The organism is Streptomyces sp. NPDC101234 (assembly GCF_044767525.1).
GTDB lineage: Bacteria > Actinomycetota > Actinomycetes > Streptomycetales > Streptomycetaceae > Streptomyces > Streptomyces sasae.
The window spans coordinates 19,982-37,823 of sequence record NZ_JBIWOA010000008.1 but is presented as its reverse complement, the minus strand read 5'-3'; the positions used below and the strand labels follow the sequence as shown (position 1 = coordinate 37,823).

Genomic DNA, 17,842 nt, shown 5'->3' with positions numbered 1-17,842 from the left:
GGCCCCCTCGTCAGGTGTGCGGAGCCGTGGCGTCCGCGACAGGTGTACGAGCCTTCCGGGTGCCGCCGGCCGTGAGCTGCTCGCGCGGGGACAGCAGCGGGGCCGCCATCGCCGTCGTCACGAGGGCCATGATCACCAGCATGGTGAACATCCGGCCGTCGAGGACTCCGAGGCTCACGGCGGCGTTGAGGATGATGAGTTCGGTCAGACCGCGGGTGTTCATCAGCACGCCCAGGTCCTTGGCCTCGCGCCAGGACAGACCGGACAGCCGGGCCGGGACGATGGCGCCGATCAGCTTGCCCGCACAGGCCACGGCGATGATCAGGACCAGGGCCAGGCAGTCGGTGGCGGTCAGCGCACCGAGATCGACCCCGAGACCCGTGACGATGAAGAACACCGGGAGCAGCACGAGACTGGCGTTGTCCAGCGGCCGGCGCAGATGCGCGGCGAGCACCCGGCGGGGCTCACGCGGCATCACGAAGCCGAACAGGAACGCGCCGAAGATCTGGTGGATGCCGATCCACGAGGTCAGCCACGACGAGGCGAACACACCCGCGCACAACACGGCCAGCAGCAGGTTCCAGCGCTCCATGGCGGCCCACCGCCACACCAGCCGGGCCACCAGCGGCCGTACCACCAGGAACATCAGCGCGATGTAGCCGACGCTGTACATCCCGATCCGGGCCAGCCCGCCCAGGTCGCCGTCCGAGGTGACCAGGGCCGACACATACGCCAGCAGACACCAGGCCAGCACGTCGTCGATGGCGGCGCTGCCCAGCGACAGCGAGCCCAGCCGGGTCTCCGTCAGCCCGTTCTCGGTCAGGATCCGGGCCAGCACCGGGAACGCCGTGATCGACATGGCGGTGCCCAGGAAGGTGGCGAAGGCGACGAAGGAGATGTGGTGTCCGGCCACGGTGTCATGGCTCGGGTACAGCACGACCGCCGCGGCCACGCCCAGCCCGAAGGCGAGCGCTATGGACGACAGCGACACACTCGCCGCCAGGCGCGCGTACGGCCGGATCAGCTGCCGTTCGAACTCCCAGCCGACCACGAACATGAACAGCACCAGGCCGACCTGCGAGACCGCCGACAGGAACGGCCGTACGTCGGTGGGGAACAGATGCTGCGTCAGATGTCCGGGGAAGAGACCGAGGACACTGGGCCCGAGCACGATGCCGGCCAGGATCTCGCCGATCACCTTGGGCTGGCCCAGCCTGCGGGCGAGCGCGCCGAGCAGGGCGCCGGCCAGCAGGATCACACCGATGTCGAGCAGCATGGTGGCGATCTGCCGGTCCTGCACCCCGGCCGCGAGGACGGTCGGCCCGGTCATCGGGTTCCCCTCGGCTGCGGTGGGGTACCGGTCGACCAGACCGCCCGGAACGACAGCTCCGTCAGGCGCCAGCCCCGCTCGGTGCGCCGGGCCTCGCCGCGGGCGAGGGTGCCGGCCACGAACAGCGGATCGCCGGGGGCGTCCGGGTGGTGTACGTGGGTGGAGACCAGGTTGGCGCGCAGCACCGCCCGCTCTTCGCCGACCAGGTCAACGACGGCGGGGGAGTTGAGGTGCTGGGTGCGTGCGAAGGCGTCGAGGGCCTGCCGGTGCCAGGCGGCGAGCCCCTCGATGCCCTCGTGCCGGCTCATCGGGAACTCGACGCGGGCGTCGGCGCTGAACAGCGCGTCCGCCCAGGCGTCGTCCAGTTTGTCGTCGTCAAGGCCCATCAGATATCGGTCCAGCAGGACACCGATTTCGGCTGCGGCCGCGTCTGAATTCATTACCCGAGCATCGCGCGCGAGCCAATTGACACCCAAGTGCAGTTGTCGAAGACCTGACGCAGTTGCCGAAGATCTGACGCAGGCGGGGAAGACCTGACAATCCGCGCGCAGTCCTGAACACGGCGGACTTCAGACAGGCGTGCGACCTTGCCATGCTGGCTCAGGAGGCACCGGCCAGGGAAATCCCGCGCTGTGCCCCATCCCTGGGATTCATCCCTGTCCCTCATCCGTGTCTTACCTCTACCGGAAGAGAAGAGAGAATGCCGAAGATCGCAGCCGACGGTAAGAACCTGACCGTGCTCAACCTGTTCTCCACCGATTCCGCCGAGAAGCAGGACAGCCTGCTCGCCGCGATGCGCGAGATCGTCGACGCCGCCACCTACGAGGGGTGGATGTCCAGCACCGTGCACAGCGGCCAGACCAAGTTCGGCACGGCCAACTTCATCCAGTGGCGCTCCACCGAGGACCTCGAGACCCGGTACGCCGGCGAGGAGTTCAAGCACCGCACCCTGCCGCTGTTCGGTGAGATCACCACCGCGATACGACTGCTGCAGAACGAGGTCGTCTTCGCCCAGCAGAAGTCGGGCGTCGAGGAGACCGAGATCGGTCCGTCCCGCGACGACTACACGGCCATCGACCTCTACGGCGTCATGGAGCCCGCCCAGGACGCCCTGGTCGACGCGCTCGGTGTGTCCCAGAAGTGGCTCCAGGACGTGCCCGGCTACCGCAGCCACACCGTGCTGCGCGGCCTGCGCGGGCGCGGCATCGAGGGCAAGTGGGTCGTCGTCTACTCGCAGTGGGACAGCAAGGAGGCGTACGACGCCTTCCGCGACCAGCCGGCCGGGGAGCGTTCGGCCGACCGGCAGAAGACCGACGCCCAGGTGGACGCGCTCGCCGTCTGGCGGGACTCCAACACCTACCGCGTGGTGCACACCCGGTCGGCGGGCGAATGACCGTCCGGGCCGCGGCCCGGGGGCGTCCGGCGTCACCGGGGAGCGGCCCGGCGTGGAGTGGTCCGGCGTGGAGTGGACATGCGCGTACTTGTGATCGATCCGGATGACGGGACCGCCGAGCCGCTGGTCTGCCGCCTGGTGCGCAACGGCCACCAGGTCCGGCGGGCCCGCACCGGGCGGGCCGCGCTCGAACAGTGGGAGCAGGCCGAAGTCGTCCTGCTCGACCTGGAGTTGCCGGATCTCGACGGGCTGCGGGTGTGCGCCGAGATCCGGGCCCGGGGCAGTACGCCACTGATCACCTTCACCAGCCGGGACACCGAGATGGACCGGGTGCTGAGCCTGCGGTCGGGTGCGGACGACTGCCTGGTGAAGCCGTACGGGTTCCGGGAGCTGGTCGCCCGGATGAACGCGGTGGCACGCCGCGTCACCCCCGGCGGGGACCCGGCCGGCGTGTCCTGCGGGGCCCTGCGGCTGGACCCCGGAGCACGTACGGCATGGGTCGGGGACCTCCCGCTGGAGCTGACCCGCAAGGAGTTCGACATCCTGCTGCTCCTGGCCTCGGCACCGGAGACCGTGGTCTCCCGCCGGGACCTGATCGCCAGGGTGTGGACGGACGAGTGGGCCATCTCCACCCGCACCGTCGACACCCATGTCAGCGCCCTGCGCGCCAAGCTGGGCGACGGCTGGATCGTCACGGTCCGCGGCGTCGGCTACCGCCTGGAGGACGCCGCCCCGACCCACGCGGGCACCGGCGGACTGGACACCACCTGACCCCCACCCCCTGGGCGCGACGACGGGCCCGGGCGGCGGGCGGACGGGCCCGGTGGTCGGGGTGTCGTCGGGGGAGTGGCCGTCGGGTGAACCGGGCGGCGGGGTGCGGGTGTTCGGCTTTGTGCGGAGCGGCACCGCGGCCTGAAGTCGACCCTGTTCCTGGTGTGCTGGGAGCAGACCGGGGTGCCGGTTTCGAGAGCCGTGCGAAACCGGCACCGGGTCAGGCGGAGCTGTCCTCCCCCTCCGGGACGGCTCCGCTCCCCGTTTCCGTGGCGCCCGCTCCTGTCCTGCCCTCCGCGAAGACGCCGGCCTCCGGCAGCGCGCCGGTCTCCGAGATGCCCCCGCTCCCCTCGTCGAGCGGCCCCGGCTGCCCGTCGAGCACCGCGTCACGGGAGGCCAGCAGACGCTCCGCCCGGTCCGGGGCGAGGTCGAGCGTGGGCAGTATCTGCGGCATCGCGATGCTGGGCAGCAGATGCCGGAACATGACGATCGCCCGGCGCATCAGGTCCTTGCGCTCGCACAGGACCTGGGACGTCCACTGGATGCCGGTGAAGGAGCCCGCGAGCAGCTCCGCCGTCTCCGCCGCGTCGACGTGCGGCAGCAACTCCCCCCGGTCGCGCGCCTCGACGAGAACCTCGGTCAGCCGGTCCGCCCAGGACTGGAACGGCGTGCCGTGGAACGGGTTGTCGCTCTCCACACCCTCGTTCCACTGGTCCATCGCCAGACCCACGCTCGCTCGGGTCAGCGGGTCGTTCTGCAGCAGGTAGGCGAAGAGCAGCCCCTGGTCGGCGAGTTCCTGCAGTCTCGTCCGCTGCGCGGGCAGCGGCCCGAGGTCCAGCTGCGCCGCTATGACTCCGTGGGCGAGCTCCTCCTTGGAGGAGAAGTGGAAGTAGAGGGCCCCCTTCGTGACGCCGGCTCGGGCGATGATCTCCGTGATGGTCGCCGTGGTGTAGCCGCGTTCGTCGAACACCGCGGCGGCGGCCAGCAGGATCGACTCGCGGGTCTGGATTGCTCGTGCTTGTCGTGCCATGGCCTCGGTGCCTGTTTCTATGTCAGAGCTTGGTCAGGTCGCCCCACAAAGAGAACCGGACTGCCAGTCTTTTGTCGAGGGGGGGAACGATCCCCGCACTCATCGACTCTGGGGGCAAACCATGTCTGACTGTGACATACGAGTAATGGACCGGTTAGTCGCTACTCATGGTGGTACGGAACCGGCCCCGAGCCGGCCCGACTCCCCTGCCACGGCCGCTGCGGCGACCCTGACGGCACCCGCATCATCGCAGCTCAACACCATTGAACCGGCGTCCGGCACCGCTTCCGTCGGGACCCTGGAACACCACGACGGACCGAGCTGTCGCAACAACGGGCAGAGTTCCCCGATCAACGGGCAGAGCGGTCCGGTCAACGGCCAGAACCTTCTGCTCGACGCCGCGAAATGCGCCTCCCCGCCCGGTTTCCAGACCGACGCGCCGGTTCTGATACCGGACCATGGCACCCCGGTCCACCGGCCCGGCCCCGCCGAACCGAGTCACCCCGCCGAGGGCAGGGCCACACCCGAGCTGTGTCACCGCCCGTACATCGAGGACCGCTTCCCGGTGGAGTGGCTGCGGCTCTCCGAACACCGCTTCCTCGTCTCGGTGGAGTGGCCCGTCGCGCACCGCTTCTTCGCTCCGCTGCCCGACGGCCGCCAGGACCCGATGCTGGTGGCCGAGACCACCAGGCAGGCGACGATGATGCTCGCGCACGCCGCGTTCGGGGTCCCGGTCGGCGACCAGTTCGTGATGCGGGAGATCGGATACACGCTGGAGACCCCCGACTTCACCGTCGCGGGCGCCTCGGGCCCGATCGAGGTCGTGGTCGACTGCTCCGACGTCCGGCTGCGCGCCGGACGCCTCGTCAGCATGCGGGTCGACCTGCGCTTCCAGCGCCGGGGCCGGCTGCTCGCCACCAGCATCGGCGTCCTCGTCGTCACCTCGGCCCGTGTCTACGGCAGACTGCGGGGCGAGCGGATGTCCGCCGTCGGCCGTCCGGTGCCGCTGCTGCCGGCCGTGCCGCCGCACGAGACCGGCCGTACCGACCGCAGGGACGTCGTCCTCGCCCTCTCCAAGCACCGCCCCGGCTGGCGGCTGCGCCTGGACACCACGCACCCCACCCTCTTCGCCCGCGCCAACGACCACGTCCCCGGGATGGTGCTCCTCGAAGCCGCCCGGCAGGCGGCCGCCGTGCTCACACCCGGGCATGTCTTCCACCCGGTGTCGCTGCGGGTCACCTTCCAGAAGTACTGCGAACTGGCCGAGCCCTGCTGGATCCTGGCCCGGCACGACAACTGCCCGGAGCAGGGGCCCGTGCTGCGGGTGGGGGGGCTGCAGCAGGGGCCGCAGGGGGACGAACCCGTCTTCGCCGCGACGCTGGGCGGCACGGTGCGGGGCAGAAGGTGAGCCCGCTCGTCCTGGTGACGGGATCCGGCGGATTCGTCGGCGGTCATGCGGCGGCCGCGGCCCACGCCGCGGGGGACGTCCGGCTGCGGCTGCTGGTCCGCAAGCCGCCGCCCGGAACCGGCACACCGGCCGGCCACGGCCGAGGGGACCGGACCGACTGCGTACGGCGGGACCGGACCGACTACGTACGGGGGGACCTCACCGACCCCGCCTCGCTCCGTGGCGTCTGCGACGGCGTGGACGCGGTCGTCCACTGCGCCTCCCAGGTCGGCGGCGATCCCGGGCAGTTGCGCAGGGTCAACGACCTGGGCACCCGCGCGCTGGTCGAGGAGGCCCGGCGGGCCGGAGTCGGGCGGTTCGTGTACCTGAGCACGGCGGCCGTGCTCGGGCGGGGTCCGTTCCGCGGGGTCCGTCCCGGGGAGGTGCCGGTCGCGCCGCTCTCGGACACCAGCCGCACCCGGGCGGCAGCCGAGCGGCACGTCCTCGCGGCGGGCGGCACCGTGCTGCGGCCCCATCTGGTGTACGGGGTCGGGGACCGCTGGGTGGTTCCCGGACTGCTGGCGCTGCTGCGGCAGTTGGGGGCGCGCCCGCACGGCTGGGGCGGTCTGCAGTCGATGATCGACGCCGGGACCCTGGGGCGCGTGCTGATGGCGGCCGCGCTCTCGCCGACGGCGCCCGCCGGCCGGGTCCGCTTCGTCAACCACCCGGATCCGGTGCCCGGTTCGCTGCTGGTGTCGGCGGTGGCCGACCTGTACGGCCTCCTTCCGGCGGCCGTGCCCGGCATCCCGGCCGAGACCGCGTCGGCCCGGGTCCGTGACGACCACACGGCCCGCCACCACCTGGAACTGATGGCGGCGGACCACTGGTTCGCCGACGACCGGGTCTGGACCGACCTGGGCTGCGACCCCGGCGCGGGGTTCGCCGAGCGGCTGCCCCGGTACGCCCACTGGTACCGGAGCCGACGGCCGGTCCCGGATCACAGCGGCCCCTTGGCCGCCGTCTCCGCGCCGTCCGCCTCGGCCGGTTCGTAGGGCAGGTAACGGGACGCGGTCACCGCGTAGTCCACCAGATCGGTGGTGCCGCCGGGGTTCAGCTCGCCGAGCACGTGCGGCGCGGCGAGCCCCGGCAGGAAGCCCTGCCAGAACCCGGTGAAGGCTCCCCGGGTCTGTTCTCCGGTACGTCCCTTGATGAGCACCCCCATACCGGTCGTGGCCGCGACGATGGCACAGGTCAGCGGCTGCGGCTGGATCTGCTCCCGGAGCGAACCCCGTTCTTCCGCGCGGTCCAGCAGCCGCCGCAGGCAGGCGTGCCAGGCGTGGATGAACTGCTGCCGCCCGCCGCGCGGCCACTCCGTGTCCAGCCTGAACCCGGACCGGGCCACCACGTCCCAGGACAGCAACTGGCCGAGCGTGTGCGATATGTCGACGAGGGACTGCAGCGGCTCGCCGTTCTTCTCGTACGGGATCAGGGCGGCGCGCCACAGGATCCCGCGCGCCTCGTTCACGACCGTCCGGGCCAGGTCCTCCTTGTTGGCGAAGTGGAAGTGCAGCGCCCCGGTGCTCATTCTGGCGTGGGCACTGATGTCCGCCAGCCTGGCCGACGCGTAGCCCTCGCGGTCGAAGACCTCCGCCGCCGACTTCAGCATCAGTCGGCGGGTGCGGGTCGCCCTCTCCTGTTGGTGTCCCACCTGCCTGCATCCTTCCATCCCGCGATCCAGAGAACAAACTTGACGGTCTGTTTATAGCGGCTCCGTGTCCGGCTCGCCTCGGGAGGGTCCGTTCGACCCTGGACCCGCGTTGTCGACACTCCGTCAATACTGCCCAGAAGATCACGCTTTTCCACATCCTGGCCAGAGTGAATGCCGGGTGGAAGCAGGGAATCGGACAGTCAAAAACGTTTCGGAAGGTCTACCAACGCCCGCGGCGCCGCGCAACGCATATACGCATGGTCGTGCCGGCGCGTACCGGGCGATCAAGGCGAGTTGGTTGACGCCAAGAACAAACCGCCGCCCCCGTCAGTGGCCTCAGAAACGGAACTTGCGGTCCAAAGTCCGGAGTTGGCAAGATCCGTAAGGGTGATGTTGATTACGTTTCGACGCAGATCTTGAACCAAGAATCCTGCTCAACTACCGCAAACCGGACTGTGGATGTGACGGAGTGTGAGTTTACCCAGTCTTTTTTTGACAAACCGAGAGGTAGGTTTTTAAGCTCGGGACGTCAGGCGCTCGAGCGTGAACGACATGTTCAGGGGGAGAGCAAGTGAGCCAAGGCGCAACGAGCAGCACCCTGGAAGCAAGGAAGTCCCTCGCAGCTCAGATCCGGAGGCCCTCGGCGAGTTGGCGGGTTCTGGTCGTCGAGAACGACCAGGGTGACATGGACACCCTGGCCGCCGGACTGCGACGGCACGGACACCAGGTCGAAGGAGTGGGCACGGGAAGCGCCGCTCTGCAGGCCTATCAGGTGTCGGACATCGTCCTGCTGGATCTGGAACTGCCCGACCTGGACGGACTGGAGGTGTGTCGCTCGATCCGGTCGCTCAGCGACGTGCCCCTCATCGCCGTCACCGGATGGGGTACGGAACTCGACCGCGTCCTCGGCCTCCAGGCCGGCGCGGACGACTACCTCGTCAAGCCGTACGGCTTCCGGGAGTTGATGGCCCGGATGGACGCGGTCATGCGCCGTGCCCGGCCGCAGTCGGTCACCGCGCGAGTGGTCTCGTGCGGACCGCTGCGCATCGACGCCTCGTCACGCGAGGTCAGTCTCCACGGTGAGGCGGTGGAGGTGACCCGCAAGGAGTTCGACCTGCTCTTCCTCCTCGCGGCGCATCCGGGGACGGTGATCACACGCAAGCGCATCATGCAGCAGGTCTGGGGCGGTTCCTGGTCCCGGCGCACCGTGGACACCCACGTCAGCAGCCTTCGCGGGAAGCTCGGAGGCAGCGACTGGATCGTCACGGTCCGCGGCGTGGGGTTCCGCTTCGGAACGGTCTGACATCCCTCCGGCGGGACGTCACGCCATCTCCACGGATCATCGAACGCGGATTTCTCGTACACGGATTTCCTGCACACAGATCCTCCGGCGCAGATCCTTCAACACAGATTCTCGAACAGGGCGGGCTCCGGACGGCGGAGCCCGCCCTTTCGTATGCCGGCCGCGTCATGTTCCCCGGCATCCGCGTATTCGGCCGACGGCCAACTGTTCGCCACCCGGGGACGGTTCGGCGCCGCTTCTGACCATTCTCTGACACTGGCCTGGCAGTGTGCCAACAAAGTCGTAGCCCACCTGCAGATCTGGTCTGAAGGCTTAATGGTTGGCTGTTGAACGCACCGATGTGCCGCGCCGACGATGGACAGGTATTCGGGCGACTGCCCGGGAGCGGGATTCCCCCGGACACGCTTGATCATCCCAGAATTCCTGCCGAATGAGGAGAGGGCCCGTCGTGCGCAAGGTGCTCATCGCCAACCGTGGCGAAATCGCTGTCCGCGTGGCCCGGGCCTGCCGGGACGCCGGGATCGGGAGCGTGGCCGTCTACGCGGACCCGGACCGGGATGCTCTGCATGTCCGCGCCGCGGATGAGGCGTTCGCCCTGGGCGGTGACACCCCGGCCACCAGCTACCTGGACTTCGACAAGGTCCTCAACGCGGCGCGTGAGGCCGGGGCGGACGCCGTCCATCCGGGCTACGGCTTCCTCTCGGAGAACGCGGAGTTCGCGCAGGCGGTCCTGGACGCGGGCCTGACCTGGATCGGCCCGCCGCCGCAGGCCATCCGGGACCTGGGTGACAAGGTGGCGGCCCGTCACATCGCCCAGCGTGCCGGTGCCCCGCTGGTCGCCGGCACCCCCGACCCGGTCGCGGGCGCCGACGAGGTCGTGGCGTTCGCCGCCGAGCACGGCCTGCCGATCGCCATCAAGGCGGCCTTCGGCGGTGGCGGACGCGGTCTGAAGGTCGCCCGCACCCTGGAGGAGGTCCCGGAGCTGTACGAGTCGGCGGTGCGTGAGGCGGTGGCCGCGTTCGGCCGCGGCGAGTGCTTCGTCGAGCGCTACCTCGACCGCCCCCGCCACGTGGAGACCCAGTGCCTGGCCGACACCCACGGCAACGTGGTCGTCGTCTCCACCCGTGACTGCTCGCTCCAGCGCCGCCACCAGAAGCTCGTCGAGGAGGCCCCCGCGCCGTTCCTCTCCGACGCCCAGGTCGCCGAGCTGTACCGCGCCTCCAAGGCCATCCTCAAGGAGGCCGGCTACGTCGGCGCGGGCACCTGTGAGTTCCTGGTCGGCCAGGACGGCACGATCTCCTTCCTGGAGGTCAACACCCGCCTCCAGGTCGAGCACCCGGTGACCGAGGAGGTCGCCGGTATCGACCTGGTCCGTGAGATGTTCCGGATCGCCGACGGCGAGGCACTCGGCTACGGCGACCCGGAGCTGCGCGGTCATTCGTTCGAGTTCCGGATCAACGGTGAGGACCCGGGCCGTAACTTCCTGCCCGCTCCGGGCACCGTCACCCGCTTCGACGCGCCCTCCGGCCCCGGTGTCCGCCTGGACGCCGGCGTCGAGGCCGGATCGGTCATCGGTCCGGCCTGGGACTCCCTGCTCGCCAAGCTGATCGTCACCGGCCGCACCCGCGCCGAGGCGCTCCAGCGGGCGGCCCGGGCCCTGGACGAGTTCCAGGTCGAGGGCATGGCCACCGCCATCCCCTTCCACCGCGTCGTCGTCCGCGACCCCGCGTTCGGCCCCGAGCTCACCGGCTCCGAGGACCCCTTCACGGTCCACACCCGCTGGATCGAGACCGAGTTCGTCAACGAGATCAAGCCCTTCACCGCCCCGGCCGACGCCGAGGCCGAGGAGGAGAACGGCCGTGAGGCGGTCGTCGTCGAGGTCGGCGGCAAGCGCCTGGAGGTCTCGCTGCCCGCCTCGCTCGGCATGACCCTGGCCCGCACCGGCCTGGCCGCCGGTGCCAAGCCCCGGCGCCGGACGGTGAGGAAGTCCGGCCCGGCCGCCTCCGGTGACAGCCTCGCCTCGCCCATGCAGGGCACGATCGTCAAGGTCGCGGTCGAGGAGGGCCAGGAGGTCAAGGAAGGCGATCTGATCGTCGTCCTGGAGGCCATGAAGATGGAGCAGCCGCTCAACGCGCACAAGGCCGGCACCGTCAAGGGCCTCGCCGCCGAGGTCGGCGCCTCCCTCACCTCCGGCGCCCTGATCTGCGAGATCAAGGACTGACCACACCCCGGCGAGGCGCGATCCAGACGTACGCGGAATACGACCCATTTCCGCTCCCCCCTGTCCCACGCACCATCACAAGGAGAGAGCTTCATGCACAGCACCTTGATCGTGGCACGCATGGAACCGGGCTCGGCAGCCGATGTCGCCAGGCTGTTCGGCGCGTTCGACGAGTCCGAGATGCCGCATCTCATGGGTACCCGGCGCCGTCAGCTGTTCCAGTACCGGGGCCTCTACTTCCATCTGCAGGACTTCGACGCGGACAACGGCGGCCGGCTCATCGAGGAGGCCAAGTCCGACGAGCGGTTCGTCCGCATCAGCGAGGACCTGAAGCCCTTCATCGAGGCGTACGACCCGGCCACCTGGCGGTCGCCCGCCGACGCGATGGCCACCCGCTTCTACAACTGGGAGGCGTCCGCATGACCGGCCGTCGAGTCGTCGTCACGGGCATCGAGGTCCTCGCCCCCGGTGGCGTCGGCAAGGACAGTTTCTGGGAGCTGCTGAGCGAGGGCCGTACCGCGACGCGGCGGATCTCCTTCTTCGACCCCGGTCCGTTCCGCTCGCAGGTCGCCGCCGAGATCGACTTCGACCCCGAGCGGCACGGTCTCGCTCCGCAGGAGGCCCGCCGGATGGACCGGGCCGCCCAGTTCGCGGTGGTCGCCGCGCGCGGTGCGGTCGCCGACAGCGGGATCGACCTCGCCGCCCATGAACCGCACCGGGTGGGCGTCACCATCGGCAGCGCGGTCGGCGCGACCACCGGCCTCGACGAGGAGTACCGGATCGTCAGCGACGGCGGCCGGCTGCACCTGGTCGACCACGAGTACGCCGTACCGCACCTGTACAACTACTTCGTCCCGAGCTCCTTCTCCGCCGAGGTCGCCTGGGCGGTCGGCGCCGAGGGCCCGAACACGGTGGTGTCCACCGGCTGCACCTCCGGCATCGACTCGGTCGGCTACGCCGTCGAGCTGATCCGCGAGGGCTCGGCCGACGTGATGATCGCCGGTTCGTCCGACGCGCCGATCTCGCCGATCACCATGGCCTGCTTCGACGCCATCAAGGCGACGACCCCGCGCCGGGAGGACCCGGCGCAGGCCTCCCGGCCCTTCGACGGCACCCGCAACGGCTTCGTGCTCGGCGAGGGCTGCGCGGTGTTCGTCCTGGAGGAGCTGGAGAGCGCCCGCCGCCGCGGCGCGCACATCTACGCCGAGATCGCCGGCTACGCCACCCGCAGCAACGCGTACCACATGACCGGCCTCAGGCCCGACGGCGCGGAGATGGCCGAGGCCATCACGGTGGCGCTGGGCGAGGCCCGGATGAACGTCGACTCGATCGACTACATCAACGCCCACGGCTCCGGCACCAAGCAGAACGACCGGCACGAGACGGCCGCGTTCAAGAAGAGCCTCGGCGAACACGCCTACCGCACGCCCGTCAGCTCCATCAAGTCCATGGTCGGGCACTCGCTCGGTGCCATCGGCTCGATCGAGATCGCGGCGTCCGCGCTGGCCATGGAGCACAACGTGGTGCCCCCCACGGCCAACCTGCACACCCCCGACCCGGAGTGCGACCTGGACTACGTGCCGGTCACCGCCCGCGAGCAGCTGACCGACGCGGTGCTGACGGTGGGCAGCGGGTTCGGCGGCTTCCAGAGCGCGATGGTGCTCGCCCGTCCCGAGAGGAGCATGGCATGACCGCGGTGGTGGTGACGGGCCTCGGCGTCACGGCGCCCAACGGCCTGGGGGTCCAGGACTACTGGGAGGCGACCCTCGCCGGGAAGAGCGGCATCGGCCGTATCACCCGCTTCGACCCGGCGCAGTACCCGGCCCGGCTGGCCGGCGAGATACCCGGCTTCGTGGCCGAGGAGCACCTGCCGAGCCGGCTGCTGCCGCAGACCGACCGGATGACCCGCCTTGCCCTGGTCGCCGCCGACTGGGCCCTTGAGGACGCCGGGATCCGGCCGCGCGATCTGCCCGAGTTCGGCATGGGCGTGGTCACGGCCAGCTCCTCCGGCGGCTTCGAGTTCGGCCAGGGCGAGCTGCAGGCGCTGTGGAGCAGGGGCAGCCAGTACGTCAGTGCGTACCAGTCGTTCGCCTGGTTCTACGCCGTCAACAGCGGCCAGATCTCCATCCGGCACGGCATGAAGGGCCCCAGCAGCGTGGTCGTCAGCGACCAGGCTGGCGGTCTGGACGCGGTGGCCCAGGCCCGCCGCCAGATCCGCAAGGGTACGGGCCTGGTGGTCTCCGGCGCCGTGGACGCCTCCATCTGCCCGTGGGGCTGGGTCGCCCAGCTCGCCGCGCAGAGACTGACCACGAGCGACGAGCCCAGCCGGGCCTATCTGCCCTTCGACGAGGCGGCCGACGGGTACGTGCCGGGCGAGGGCGGCGCGCTGCTGGTCATGGAGTCCGAGGAGACGGCACGCTCCCGCGGCGCGCGGATCTACGGTGAGGTCGCCGGGTACGCCGCGACGTTCGACCCCAAGCCGGGCAGCGGGCGCCCGCCGGCGCTGCGCCGGGCCATCGAACTCGCCCTGGACGACGCCGGGGTGGCGGCCGACGCGGTGGACGTGGTGTTCGCGGACGCGGCGGCCGACCCCGAGCTCGACCGGATCGAAGCGGCGGCGCTCACCGCGGTGTTCGGCCCGGCGGCCGTCCCGGTCACCGCCCCCAAGACGATGACGGGCCGCCTGTACTCCGGTGCCGCGCCCCTCGACCTGGCCGCCGCGCTCCTGGCGATCCGGGACGGCGTGATCCCCCCGACGGTGCATGTCAGCCCGTCCCCCGAGCACAACCTCGACCTCGTGACCGACCGCCCCCGCGAGGCCCGTATCCGCACCGCCCTGGTGGTGGCCCGCGGCCACGGCGGCTTCAACTCGGCGGCGGTGGTACGGGCCCTGTCCTGACCCCTCGCCCCTTCGACCGGACAACTGACCCGAAAGGAACAGCACGTGGACAAGCACGAGTTCACCCTCGACGACCTCAAGCGCATCCTGATCGAGGGCGCCGGCGCCGAGGAGTCCGTCGACCTCGACGGCGACATCCTCGACGAGGACTTCGAGCACCTCGGCTACGAGTCGCTGGCGCTCCTGGAGACCGGCGGCCGTATCGAGCGCGAGTACGGCATCGTCCTGGACGACGACGTCCTGACGGAGAGCAACACGCCCCGCGCCCTCATCGACGCGGTCAACTCCCAGCTGGGGGAGACCGCCACCGCCGCCTGACGTTCCGGCCCCCGACTCTGTCGAGCCGCCGTCGGTCACCCCCCGGTCGGCGGCGGCAAGCCCCCCACCAAGCAGCCCCCCACCAAGCAGCCCTCCATACAAGGGAGTTGAAAGAGCATGCCCGAACAGACGCAGCGGGTCGCCCTGATCACCGGGGCCACCAGCGGGATCGGACTGGCGGTGGCCAGGCAGCTGGGCGCCGCCGGGCACAAGGTCTTCATCGGGGCGCGCAACGCCGACAACGTGGCCGCGACGGTCAAGCAGCTCCAGGAGGAGGGCGTCGAGGCCGAAGGCGCCGCCGTGGACGTCCGCTCGGCGCAGGCCGTCCAGGACTTCGTGCAGTCGGCCGTCGACCGCTTCGGCGCCGTCGACATCCTGGTCAACAACGCCGGCCGCAGCGGCGGCGGAGTGACCGCCGACATCGCGGACGAGCTCTGGGACGACGTCATCGACACCAACCTCAACAGCGTCTTCCGGCTGACCCGCGAGGTGCTCAACACCGGCGGCATGCGCGGCCGCAGCTGGGGCCGGATCGTCAACATCGCCTCCACCGCGGGCAAGCAGGGCGTGGTGCTCGGCGCCCCGTACTCCGCCTCCAAGCACGGCGTCGTCGGCTTCACCAAGGCCCTCGGCAACGAACTCGCGCCGACCGGCATCACCGTCAACGCCGTCTGCCCCGGGTACGTCGAGACGCCCATGGCCCAGCGCGTCCGGCAGGGCTACGCCGCCGCCTACGACACCACCGAGGGCGCGATCCTCGAGAAGTTCCAGGCCAAGATCCCGCTCGGCCGCTACTCCACGCCGGAGGAGGTCGCGGGCATGGTCGGCTACCTCGCCTCCGACACCGCCGCGTCCGTCACCGCCCAGGCGATCAACGTCTGCGGCGGCCTGGGCAACTTCTGACCCGCCACGAACCAGCGGAACACGGACAGGAAGAAGAGGACGAGGACGTGACCACGACGGACGCAACGACCACTCGCCAGGTAGCCCACGAGATCACCGTCTCGGCCCCCGCCGACGCCGTCTACCGGCTGATCGCGGAGGTGCAGAACTGGCCGCAGATCTTCCCCCCGACCATCCACGTCGACCACGTGGAGAAGGACGAGCGCGAGGAGCGCATCCGGATCTGGGCCACCGCCAACGGCGAGGCCAAGAACTGGACCTCGCGGCGCACCCTGGACCCGGACGGCCGCCGGATCACCTTCCGCCAGGAGGTCTCCGCACCCCCGGTCGCCGCGATGGGCGGCGCCTGGGAGATCGAGGAGCGGGGCGGCGAGTCGCTCGTACGGCTGCTGCACGACTACCGGGCCGTCGACGACGACCCCGAGAGCCTCGCCTGGATCGACGAGGCGGTCGACCGCAACTCCCGCTCGGAGCTTGCCGCCCTGAAGGAGAACGTCGAACGCGCCCACTCGGCACGTGAGCTGACCTTCTCCTTCGAGGACACGGTACTGATCGAGGGCTCGGCCAAGGATGTCTACGACTTCATCAACGACGCCCACCTGTGGGTGGACCGGCTGCCGCACGTGGCCCGCGTCGGGTTCGAGGAGCCGACGCCCGGACTGCAGGTCCTGGAGATGGACACCAGGGCCAAGGACGGCTCGACGCACACCACCAAGTCGTACCGGGTGACCTTCCCGCACCGTGCGATCGCCTACAAGCAGGTCACCCTGCCGGCCCTGATGACCCTGCACACCGGGCTGTGGACGTTCGAGGAGTACCCGCGCGGGGTCGCCGCCACCTCGCAGCACACGGTCGTGCTCAACCCGGACAACATCGCGCGGATCCTCGGCGCGCACGCGACGGTGGAGGACGCCCGCGAGTACGTCCAGGGCGCGCTGAGCACCAACAGCCGCGCCACGCTGCGGCACGCCAAGGACCACGCGGAGAAGAGCCGCTGACCATGGCCACCGACAGCTCCCCGGCCCGGCCCGCCAAGGGCCCGGCGGCAACCCGTGTGATCGTGGTGGGGGCGGGCCCCGTGGGGCTCTTCCTCGCCGGTGAACTCCGGCTGGGCGGCGCCGACGTGGTCGTCCTGGAACGGCTGCGCACCCCCACCACGGAGTCCCGCGCCTCCACCCTGCACGCCCGCACCGTGGAACTGTTCGACTGCCGCGGGCTGCTGGCCGCGCTCGGCGACCCGCCGCGCGAACCGCGCGGCCACTTCGGCGGCGTGCCCATGGACCTGACCATGCCGAGCCCGCACTCCGGCCAGTGGAAGGTGCCCCAGACCCGGACCGAGGAACTGCTCCAGGAGTGGGCCGGGTCCCTCGGGGCGGATGTGCGCCGCGGCTGGGAGGTGCGCGGACTCACCCAGCGCGACGGGCACGTGGACGTGGTCGCCGAGACCCCGGACGGACCGCGGCGGCTGCGGGCGGCGTACCTCGTCGCCTGCGACGGCGAGGACAGCACCGTGCGCCGGCTGACCGGGGCGGACTTCCCCGGCGCCCCGGCCGGGCGGGAGCTGCTGAGGGCGGACATCGCCGGCATCGACATCCCGAACCGGCGCTTCGAACGCCTTGAGCGCGGCCTCGCCATCGCGGCCCGGATGCCCGGCGGGACCACCCGGGTGATGGTCCACGAGTTCGGCACCCCGGCCCCCGAGCGGACCGGCCCGCCCGCCTTCGCCGAGGTCGTCGGCGCCTGGCGGCGGGTCACCGGCGAGGACCTGGGCGGCGGACGCCCGGTCTGGCTCAACGCCTTCGGCGACGCCAACCAGCAGCTCACGCAGTACCGGCACGGGCGGGTGCTGTTCGCCGGGGACGCCGCCCACCGCCAGATGCCCAGCGGCGGCCAGGCGCTCAACCTCGGACTGCAGGACGCGGCCAACCTCGGCTGGAAACTGGCCGCGGTGGTCTGCGGCCGGGCGCCGCAGGGCCTGCTCGACACCTACCACGACGAACGGCACGAGGTCGGGCGCCGGGTGCTCGCCAACATCCGGGCCCAGGCGCTGCTGCTGCTCGGCGACCGGGCGGTGGAACCGGCGCGAACTCTGCTCGGCGAGCTGATCGCCGCGGGACCCGCACGACAGCACCTCGCCGCCATGATCACCGGGCTCGACATCCGCCACCCCGTGGGCGGCGGCACCCATCCGCTGCTCGGCGCGCGGCTGCCGCTCGGCACCCTGCCCACACCGGACGGCCCGGTGGAGGTGGCCGCACTGCTGCGCACCGGACGCGGGCTGCTGCTCGTCTCCGAGTCCGCGCGGGCCGAACTGCGCTGGCTCGGCAAGGTCTGGTCGGACCGGGTCACCCCGGTCGTGGTGCTGCCGGACCCCACCGGTCCGCTGCACGACGCCGAGGGGCGGCCGTACGACGCCAGGTCGCCGCTGCACGACGCCGACGGGCTGCTCGTCCGCCCGGACGGCCATGTCGCCTGGGCCGGCTCGGACCCCTGGGCGGCGACCGCGGCGATCCGGCACTGGTTCGGCCGTCCGGACCCCGGGCTGTGAACCCGGTTCAGTCGATTCATCAGATCAGAGA

At 71.0% G+C, this 17,842-nt stretch carries 17 protein-coding genes; 13 read left to right on the top strand and 4 right to left on the bottom strand.

Features of this window, described 5'->3' with window-relative positions; genetic code table 11:
* Positions 1-10: 10 nt before the first annotated feature.
* Both ACIRR9_RS16480 and ACIRR9_RS16475 read right to left on the bottom strand, forming a co-directional pair.
* Positions 11-1,330, bottom strand: coding sequence for a cation:proton antiporter (locus ACIRR9_RS16480; RefSeq protein WP_403751760.1), 1,320 nt, complete (start codon positions 1,328-1,330; stop codon positions 11-13).
* Positions 1,327-1,770: a nuclear transport factor 2 family protein gene (locus ACIRR9_RS16475; RefSeq protein WP_403751758.1), complete on the bottom strand. Its 444-nt coding sequence runs from the start codon at positions 1,768-1,770 to the stop codon at positions 1,327-1,329. Before ACIRR9_RS16475 ends, ACIRR9_RS16480 begins: the two co-directional genes overlap by 4 nt.
* A 260-nt stretch (positions 1,771-2,030) precedes the next feature.
* Here ACIRR9_RS16475 and ACIRR9_RS16470 point away from each other — a divergent pair, with 260 nt between their 5' ends.
* Positions 2,031-2,723 carry an antibiotic biosynthesis monooxygenase family protein gene (locus ACIRR9_RS16470; RefSeq protein WP_384575198.1) on the top strand — a complete coding sequence of 231 codons (693 nt, stop codon included), beginning with the start codon at positions 2,031-2,033 and terminating at the stop codon, positions 2,721-2,723.
* 78 nt (positions 2,724-2,801) lie between these two features.
* The gene (locus tag ACIRR9_RS16465; protein ID WP_403751755.1) at positions 2,802-3,494 is read left to right on the top strand and encodes a response regulator transcription factor; all 693 of its coding nucleotides are present in this window, start codon (positions 2,802-2,804) and stop codon (positions 3,492-3,494) included.
* A gap of 220 nt (positions 3,495-3,714) precedes the next feature.
* On the opposite strand, the gene ACIRR9_RS16460 is transcribed toward ACIRR9_RS16465, so the two are convergent.
* Positions 3,715-4,524 (bottom strand): ScbR family autoregulator-binding transcription factor, encoded by an 810-nt coding sequence (locus ACIRR9_RS16460; RefSeq protein WP_403751753.1) that lies wholly within the window; start codon positions 4,522-4,524, stop codon positions 3,715-3,717.
* A gap of 145 nt (positions 4,525-4,669) precedes the next feature.
* On the opposite strand from ACIRR9_RS16460, the gene ACIRR9_RS16455 reads away from it, so the two are divergent.
* Together ACIRR9_RS16455 and ACIRR9_RS16450 are read left to right on the top strand one after the other, a co-directional pair.
* A complete protein-coding gene (locus ACIRR9_RS16455; protein ID WP_403751751.1) occupies positions 4,670-5,932 on the top strand; it encodes a ScbA/BarX family gamma-butyrolactone biosynthesis protein in 1,263 nt (420 codons plus the stop codon).
* Positions 5,929-6,963 carry an NAD-dependent epimerase/dehydratase family protein gene (locus ACIRR9_RS16450; RefSeq protein WP_403751749.1) on the top strand — a complete coding sequence of 345 codons (1,035 nt, stop codon included), beginning with the start codon at positions 5,929-5,931 and terminating at the stop codon, positions 6,961-6,963. Before ACIRR9_RS16455 ends, ACIRR9_RS16450 begins: the two co-directional genes overlap by 4 nt.
* Here the strand turns inward: ACIRR9_RS16450 and ACIRR9_RS16445 are convergent.
* Positions 6,909-7,619, bottom strand: coding sequence for a ScbR family autoregulator-binding transcription factor (locus ACIRR9_RS16445; protein WP_365351921.1), 711 nt, complete (start codon positions 7,617-7,619; stop codon positions 6,909-6,911). The genes ACIRR9_RS16450 and ACIRR9_RS16445 overlap by 55 nt on opposite strands.
* Positions 7,620-8,304: 685 nt before the next feature.
* Here ACIRR9_RS16445 and ACIRR9_RS16440 point away from each other — a divergent pair.
* The 9 genes from ACIRR9_RS16440 to ACIRR9_RS16400 all read left to right on the top strand — a co-directional run bounded on the left by ACIRR9_RS16440 (position 8,305) and on the right by ACIRR9_RS16400 (position 17,811).
* On the top strand, positions 8,305-8,922 hold the full coding sequence (locus tag ACIRR9_RS16440) for a response regulator transcription factor (protein WP_123981978.1): 618 nt from the start codon (positions 8,305-8,307) through the stop codon (positions 8,920-8,922).
* A gap of 448 nt (positions 8,923-9,370) precedes the next feature.
* Complete coding sequence (locus ACIRR9_RS16435) at positions 9,371-11,143, top strand: acetyl/propionyl/methylcrotonyl-CoA carboxylase subunit alpha (RefSeq protein ID WP_403751747.1); 1,773 nt, start codon at positions 9,371-9,373, stop codon at positions 11,141-11,143.
* A gap of 93 nt (positions 11,144-11,236) precedes the next feature.
* Positions 11,237-11,566 (top strand): TcmI family type II polyketide cyclase, encoded by a 330-nt coding sequence (locus ACIRR9_RS16430; RefSeq protein WP_316784642.1) that lies wholly within the window; start codon positions 11,237-11,239, stop codon positions 11,564-11,566.
* The gene (locus ACIRR9_RS16425; RefSeq protein ID WP_384566734.1) at positions 11,563-12,834 is read left to right on the top strand and encodes a beta-ketoacyl-[acyl-carrier-protein] synthase family protein; all 1,272 of its coding nucleotides are present in this window, start codon (positions 11,563-11,565) and stop codon (positions 12,832-12,834) included. The genes ACIRR9_RS16430 and ACIRR9_RS16425 overlap by 4 nt, the downstream gene beginning before the upstream one ends.
* Positions 12,831-14,042 carry a ketosynthase chain-length factor gene (locus tag ACIRR9_RS16420; RefSeq protein WP_403751745.1) on the top strand — a complete coding sequence of 404 codons (1,212 nt, stop codon included), beginning with the start codon at positions 12,831-12,833 and terminating at the stop codon, positions 14,040-14,042. The genes ACIRR9_RS16425 and ACIRR9_RS16420 overlap by 4 nt, the downstream gene beginning before the upstream one ends.
* Positions 14,043-14,087: 45 nt before the next feature.
* Positions 14,088-14,360, top strand: coding sequence for an acyl carrier protein (locus tag ACIRR9_RS16415; RefSeq protein ID WP_316784645.1), 273 nt, complete (start codon positions 14,088-14,090; stop codon positions 14,358-14,360).
* A 117-nt stretch (positions 14,361-14,477) separates the two neighbouring features.
* The gene (fabG, locus tag ACIRR9_RS16410; RefSeq protein WP_403751743.1) at positions 14,478-15,263 is read left to right on the top strand and encodes a 3-oxoacyl-ACP reductase FabG; all 786 of its coding nucleotides are present in this window, start codon (positions 14,478-14,480) and stop codon (positions 15,261-15,263) included.
* A 47-nt stretch (positions 15,264-15,310) separates the two neighbouring features.
* Positions 15,311-16,261 (top strand): aromatase/cyclase, encoded by a 951-nt coding sequence (locus tag ACIRR9_RS16405; protein ID WP_403751741.1) that lies wholly within the window; start codon positions 15,311-15,313, stop codon positions 16,259-16,261.
* A 2-nt stretch (positions 16,262-16,263) separates the two neighbouring features.
* Positions 16,264-17,811: an FAD-dependent monooxygenase gene (locus ACIRR9_RS16400; protein ID WP_403751739.1), complete on the top strand. Its 1,548-nt coding sequence runs from the start codon at positions 16,264-16,266 to the stop codon at positions 17,809-17,811.
* Positions 17,812-17,842: the final 31 nt, after the last annotated feature.

What these genes read in the sequence shown, in the direction of transcription:
- ACIRR9_RS16420 (WP_403751745.1), top strand. Translation starts at nt 12,831, where the DNA reads ATGACCGCGGTGGTGGTGACGGGCCTCGGCGTCACGGCGCCCAACGGC.
- ACIRR9_RS16465 (WP_403751755.1), top strand. Translation starts at nt 2,802, where the DNA reads ATGCGCGTACTTGTGATCGATCCGGATGACGGGACCGCCGAGCCGCTG.
- ACIRR9_RS16475 (WP_403751758.1), bottom strand. Translation starts at nt 1,770, where the DNA reads ATGAATTCAGACGCGGCCGCAGCCGAAATCGGTGTCCTGCTGGACCGA.
- ACIRR9_RS16480 (WP_403751760.1), bottom strand. Translation starts at nt 1,330, where the DNA reads ATGACCGGGCCGACCGTCCTCGCGGCCGGGGTGCAGGACCGGCAGATC.
- ACIRR9_RS16425 (WP_384566734.1), top strand. Translation starts at nt 11,563, where the DNA reads ATGACCGGCCGTCGAGTCGTCGTCACGGGCATCGAGGTCCTCGCCCCC.
- ACIRR9_RS16430 (WP_316784642.1), top strand. Translation starts at nt 11,237, where the DNA reads ATGCACAGCACCTTGATCGTGGCACGCATGGAACCGGGCTCGGCAGCC.
- ACIRR9_RS16400 (WP_403751739.1), top strand. Translation starts at nt 16,264, where the DNA reads ATGGCCACCGACAGCTCCCCGGCCCGGCCCGCCAAGGGCCCGGCGGCA.
- ACIRR9_RS16470 (WP_384575198.1), top strand. Translation starts at nt 2,031, where the DNA reads ATGCCGAAGATCGCAGCCGACGGTAAGAACCTGACCGTGCTCAACCTG.
- ACIRR9_RS16455 (WP_403751751.1), top strand. Translation starts at nt 4,670, where the DNA reads ATGGACCGGTTAGTCGCTACTCATGGTGGTACGGAACCGGCCCCGAGC.
- fabG (WP_403751743.1), top strand. Translation starts at nt 14,478, where the DNA reads ATGCCCGAACAGACGCAGCGGGTCGCCCTGATCACCGGGGCCACCAGC.
- ACIRR9_RS16460 (WP_403751753.1), bottom strand. Translation starts at nt 4,524, where the DNA reads ATGGCACGACAAGCACGAGCAATCCAGACCCGCGAGTCGATCCTGCTG.
- ACIRR9_RS16440 (WP_123981978.1), top strand. Translation starts at nt 8,305, where the DNA reads ATGGACACCCTGGCCGCCGGACTGCGACGGCACGGACACCAGGTCGAA.